The sequence below is a fragment of the Oceanispirochaeta sp. genome (assembly GCF_027859075.1).
GTDB lineage: Bacteria > Spirochaetota > Spirochaetia > DSM-2461 > DSM-2461 > Oceanispirochaeta.
The window spans coordinates 1-5,502 of record NZ_JAQIBL010000061.1; the positions used below are offsets into that span (position 1 = coordinate 1).

The following is a 5,502-nucleotide window of genomic DNA, read 5'->3' on the forward strand; positions in this document are numbered from 1 at the left end:
GGCCCAAAATTATACGCTCAATGGGAGCATCCTGTTCGGCCTGGTTTCTCGGACAGAAGGGCATGAAGGTTAGTGAAATGAGAGGACGCCTGTATGAATGGAATGGAATTCCACTGGTTGTCAGCTATTCTCCAAAGCAGGTATTGGATTTTGGAGAGTTGAAGAGGCCTGTCTGGGAAGATCTGAAGAGTCTGCGGAATGTGCTGAATGGGAACTGAGTATCTGGAAGTTGTCTTTAATCTCCCCCTGAAATCCTGTTTTTCCTACTCCCACCCCGAGGGAGAGGAGCGCAGCGCTTCAAACCTGGTGGGTTGCCGGGTTTCTGCTCCCTTCGGAAGGCGTAATCTGAATGGCTGGGTCGTTTCAGCCGGAACTGTTCTGCCTGAAGGTGTCAAAGAAGCCAAGCCTGTATTCAAGATACTGGATCAGCAGCCCTTGTTTGATCAGAACCTTCTGGAACTGGCCCGGTGGATCGCAGATTTTTATCTCTGTTCCCTGGGAGAAGCCCTTTCAATCATGCTTCCCGGTGGCAAGAGGGAAAAGGAGTTGCCTCCTCTCGGACTGGGGGGAGTGGAGGAACAGCATAAAAGGGTTCTCCTGTCGGCGGAACAGGAGGATGCCCGTCAGAAAATTTCAAAGAGCAATGAGTCTTTTCATTACCTTTATGGAATCACCGGATCAGGCAAGACGGAAGTCTTTTTAAGAGTGGCCGAAGAGGTCCTGTCTCAGGGGAAAACCGTGCTTTTTCTGGTACCGGAAATTTCATTGACCCATCAGATGGTGGATGATCTTTCAGGGCGGTTTGATAAGAAACCCGCCGTACTCCACTCCCATCTGACCCCTTCTCAGAAACTGACCGAATGGAGACGGATTCAGTCAGGGGATGCTGTTCTGGTTCTGGGAGCCAGAAGTGCCGTCTTTGCACCTCTGAAAAATCTGGGGCTGATCATTCTGGATGAGGAGCATGAAACCTCATATAAGTCCGGCTCCACCCCCCGCTACCATGGACGCCAGGTCGCCATGAAACGCTGCCGCAGCAGCGGAGCCAAACTGCTTATGGGGAGTGCCACCCCCTCTGTGGAGTCCTGGTCCATGATGGAGCAGGGTGTGTTTCAAAGACATCAGTTAAAAGAGAGACCTGCCGGGGGAGCCCTGCCTGATATCAGGATCATTGATCTGAAGAAGTCAGGCAGCCTCCTTTCTCAGGATTTGATCCAGGCCATGGAAAGGGTCTTGAAGGAAGGAAAGCAGGTCATACTCTTTCTGAACCGGAGGGGGCATTCCTACTATTTTCACTGCCGGAGCTGCGGCTTTGAGATGAAGTGCCGGCAGTGCAGTATTCCCCTGACCTTTCATAAAAACAGAAACAGAATGATCTGTCATTACTGCGGATTTCACGAAAAGCCTCTGACCCTCTGCCCCGAATGCGGTTCCATGGATGTGGGCTATGCCGGATTTGGTACGGAACAGGTGGAGGAGCAGGTGGCAGCCGTATTTCCCGATGCTGTCATGGCCCGTCTGGACACAGACAGCGCCCGGAAGAAGGGTGTTTTACAGGATACGATCAGCCGGTTCAGGGATGGGGGAATTGACATCCTTCTGGGGACTCAGATGGTGGCGAAGGGGCTCAATTTCCCCGGTGTGAAACTGGTGGGAATCGTTCTGGCGGATACCGGCCTGTCTCTACCGGATTTTCGGGCAGCGGAACGATCTTTTTCCCTGATTGTTCAGGTCGCCGGGCGGGCCGGACGTTACAGGAATGACGGGGAAGTCCTTGTACAGACCATGCGTCCCGATAATCCGGCCATCGTCTATGGCTGCGAAGGAAGAATCGAAGAGTTTTATCAATTTGAACTTAATCAGCGAAAGGAAATGAACTTCCCTCCCTTTTCAAGACTCATCCGCATCGTCTACAGAGGCAAACAGGGGAAAAAGGTCCTGGATGCACTTGAGGATCTAAGCGATTTGTTCAGGAAGGCAGGACTTCCGGATGTGATGGGACCTGCAGAATGTCCCCTGGGGATAATAGCAGGGAACTACAGATACCATACCTTGATCCGATGTGAGGAAGATTTTTCGGGAATCCATAAGATAACCGCATCATGCTTGAGCAGAACCGACGTTCCCAGAGGCATGTATCGGGAAATCGATATAGATCCGGTTCAGCTGCTATAAAACCTTAAGATCACTTCCTGACGGGAAAGATTGACTTTATTCACACCTTTTGAGTACTATTTCTATGAGAGGAGCTAATGGACATATATACAATTGATATAGAAAATGAGCTTGCGGTTTTAAGAAAAAAATCCGGACTTGTTACAAATATAGATCAGGAACTGGTGGATTTTACCAATCAAATGGTTCGATCCATTGAAGGCATCGGTATCGGTTTGGCCGCACCGCAGGTGGGAAGAAACGAACGTTTTTTTGTCTGCCATCTGGATCAGATGGATCCTCTTATTTTTATTAATCCGGAGATCATCGGTACCAGTGAAGAACTTTCATCCTATGAGGAGGGCTGTCTAAGCATTCCAGGAATGTATGGAGATGTGAAAAGACCGGCGGTCATACAGATCCAGGCCTGGAATCAAAAAGGGCGGCCTTTCAAGATGGAAGCCGATGGCCTTCTGGCCACGTGTATCCAGCATGAACTGGATCATCTGAAGGGCCTTCTTTTTATCGACTACCTTTCAGAGAGAAAACGGGATAAATTGCTTAAAAGATACCGAAAAACACTGGAACTGGAGGAATCATGAGAATCCTCTTTGCCGGAACCCCGGATATTGCTGTTCCCTCCCTCAACGCTCTGGCGTTCCATTATGATATTGCCGGAGTGTTAACTAATCCGGACAAAGCCCGGGGCAGGGGAAAGCAAGTGCAGTTTTCTCCAGTGAAAAAAGCGGCTCTGGAGCTGGGACTTCCCGTCTTTCAGCCATCAAAACTGACTGCCGATTTCAGAGAAGAAATTCAGGCCCTCTCGGCGGATCTCCTGGTCTGTTTAGCCTATGGCAAGATCTTTTCTCAAACTTTTATGGATTTATTTCCAAAGGGCGGGATCAATCTGCATCCCTCAGGTCTACCGGATTTGAGAGGTCCCTCCCCCCTGAACAGCCTTATCCTCAGAGGAGACAGGGTAGGAGCCATTACTATCCAGTCCCTGGCTAAAGAGATGGACAGCGGCGATATTCTTCTTCAAGTTCCCCTGGTTCTGGAAGAACGGGAAACCACGGCCTCTCTGTCTGGACGGGTGGCTCATGAAGGTGCTGACTGCCTTCTGCAAGTCCTCAGGGACATGGAGGCGGGTAATCTGAAGCCTGTGCCCCAGGACCACAATAAAGCGACATACTGCAGTCTCATCGGCAAAGATGACGGCCTGATGGACTGGTCCCAGTCGGCGGAACAGCTGGACCGAGTTGTCAGAGCCTATACCCCCTGGCCTCACGGATTTACATTTTGGAAGAATCTCAGATTGAATATTCTGGAAGCAAGACCTTATGAGGGGAGTCTTTTTCCCCCGGGAACAGTCAAAGTCGGAGAAGTGGCAGGTCTGGACAAAAAAGATGGAATTCTGATACAAACTGGTGAAGGTCTTCTGGCAGTGACCCGCCTTCAACTTCAGTCAAAAAAAGCCCTGGACCATAAATCTTTTATTAACGGCTCAAAAGATTTTGTCGGTTCGGTACTGGGAGAAGAACATGATCTCTAAAATTAAAGAATTCCTGAAATCACCGGTGATGGACTCACTTCAGGGGAAATCAGATCTGGAAAGCAGGGATGAAAAGAGCTTTTTCCGCCTGGCTCTCATGATGGTACTGGGGACTCTTCTTTTGCTATTCCTCAGCTTTATGATTACTTTTTTTGTATCAGTAAGAGGGGCAGAACAGACTTTGGTTCCAGACGTCACTGGTGAGTTACTGATCGATGGCCTTATCAGCCTGCAGGAAAAAGAATTATATCCCAGGGTTCAGGTTCGCTACACAGAAAATCCCCTCGAGAAGAATCATATCATTTCTCAAGATCCCAAGGCCGGCAGTGTTGTCCGGGCCGGAAAAAGAATAAAACTCATGATCAGCCGTGGAGCCGTTGTGGACAAGGTTGGTTTGTATACAGGACAGAATCTTTCGGATGTAAAAACCCAGCTTCAGTCTCTGTTTGCGTCTTATACACCCCTTATGATCATTCGTGAACCCGTCATCTTTGTTTTTGATGATGCCCCTGCCGGGACCATTCTCGAACAGGAACCCCCTGCGGAAACACCCCTCACCGGTCTGACTGATCTCGTTTTTGTTGTCAGCCGCGGACCAGTGGGAGAAAAGTACAGCATTGATAATTTTGTCGGTCTCAAGTGGATGGATGCGGTGAACAGGCTTATTCGTTCAAATCAGCCCTTTGTTTTTACACAGAAAAAAGAAGAGGTCAATGGCAGAAATTCATTTGTACTGACCCAATCTCCCAAAGCGGGAGATTCAGTGGAGTCGGGTACGAAGATTGAACTGGCCGTAAGTACTCCGGAGAAACTGGCCTCTGATGAAACCTTTGGAATCCTGGAAGCCGCCCTGCCGGAATACCCCGTCTCAGTTGACCTGACAGTCGAGAAGATTGTGGCAGGAGGACGTTCAGAAATCGTCTTTGAAATGAAACACCCGGGCGGTCAGTTTTCAATGCCCTACCGCGAGAAGAAAGGGACCGTCATTTTGATTAAAATATACGATGAGGAAGTCAAACGCTTCACATTAGAATAAAAATCGCAAAATTCCATCAGGGAATAAGGGCAGCCTTAATCAGGCTGCCTTTTTTATCCAGGTATTCCAGCATACTTTCCTGTATACCCTCAAAGAATTCTCTTTCTAATTCTGCCGCTTTTTCACCAATATAGCGGTAATGCCAGCTTTCCCACATATACCCTGTATAGGACTCCATCCCTTTGGGATAGCTGAGGGAAAAACCATAGCGCCAGGCATTGTTTTCAAGCCATTTCCCAGCATCGGTATCTGCAAATGAATCGTCAATACACCCGAAATCCAAAGTCGTTCCCAATTGATGCTGAGATTTTCCAGGCCTGGCGGAATAGCGGTCTGCTGCTTCCTGTCCATCCTTTTCAACGTAACGATTATACAAACCTTCCTGGTAGTCATAGGATCTGTAAGAGGAGGAAATGAGCAACTCAATCCCTTCCATTCGTGCTGCTTCTGTCATGGCAAGAAGGGAAGGGATCATGACTTTTCTGAGTCTATGACCCGGACGGGAGAGGTATAATCCACCGCGGTAATCATCAAGATGAGCTAAATCGTGAGGTTCGTCTTCACGGCCTAATCCCACTTTTTTGTTCACCAGGCGAATCAAATCCTGATTTTCAACGCTTACTGTCGTCAAAAGCTGTAAGAAATATTCCGGTCTTTTTGCTATGCCCGCGATAACACTCTCAGGTAAACCCTCTGTGAGAGAAGGAATATCTTTCTCAGTAAAACTGAAGGAGGGATGAAGTCGTTCAGAAACCTGGGG

The 5,502-nt window shown here is 48.7% G+C and carries 5 protein-coding genes and 1 pseudogene; 5 read left to right on the top strand and 1 reads right to left on the bottom strand.

Annotated features, from left to right (window positions below; genetic code table 11):
* The 5 genes and pseudogenes from PF479_RS03365 to PF479_RS03385 all read left to right on the top strand — a co-directional run.
* Positions 1-218 (top strand): annotated as a pseudogene (locus tag PF479_RS03365) (uracil-DNA glycosylase); the annotation flags it as partial.
* Positions 208-2,175: a primosomal protein N' gene (gene priA / locus PF479_RS03370; protein WP_298002223.1), complete on the top strand. Its 1,968-nt coding sequence runs from the start codon at positions 208-210 to the stop codon at positions 2,173-2,175. The pseudogene PF479_RS03365 and the gene priA, both read left to right, overlap by 11 nt.
* A gap of 77 nt (positions 2,176-2,252) precedes the next feature.
* Positions 2,253-2,756, top strand: a complete 504-nt coding sequence (gene def, locus PF479_RS03375; RefSeq protein ID WP_298002225.1) for a peptide deformylase — start codon at positions 2,253-2,255, stop codon at positions 2,754-2,756.
* Positions 2,753-3,706: a methionyl-tRNA formyltransferase gene (gene fmt, locus PF479_RS03380; RefSeq protein WP_298002227.1), complete on the top strand. Its 954-nt coding sequence runs from the start codon at positions 2,753-2,755 to the stop codon at positions 3,704-3,706. The genes def and fmt overlap by 4 nt, the downstream gene beginning before the upstream one ends.
* Complete coding sequence (locus PF479_RS03385; RefSeq protein WP_298002229.1) at positions 3,696-4,742, top strand: PASTA domain-containing protein; 1,047 nt, start codon at positions 3,696-3,698, stop codon at positions 4,740-4,742. Before fmt ends, PF479_RS03385 begins: the two co-directional genes overlap by 11 nt.
* A gap of 16 nt (positions 4,743-4,758) precedes the next feature.
* Here PF479_RS03385 and PF479_RS03390 read toward each other — a convergent pair.
* Positions 4,759-5,502: M15 family metallopeptidase (locus PF479_RS03390; protein ID WP_298002230.1), on the bottom strand; the 744-nt coding region annotated here is incomplete at its 5' end.

What these genes read in the sequence shown, in the direction of transcription:
- priA (WP_298002223.1), top strand. Translation starts at nt 208, where the DNA reads ATGGGAACTGAGTATCTGGAAGTTGTCTTTAATCTCCCCCTGAAATCC.
- def (WP_298002225.1), top strand. Translation starts at nt 2,253, where the DNA reads ATGGACATATATACAATTGATATAGAAAATGAGCTTGCGGTTTTAAGA.
- fmt (WP_298002227.1), top strand. Translation starts at nt 2,753, where the DNA reads ATGAGAATCCTCTTTGCCGGAACCCCGGATATTGCTGTTCCCTCCCTC.
- PF479_RS03385 (WP_298002229.1), top strand. Translation starts at nt 3,696, where the DNA reads ATGATCTCTAAAATTAAAGAATTCCTGAAATCACCGGTGATGGACTCA.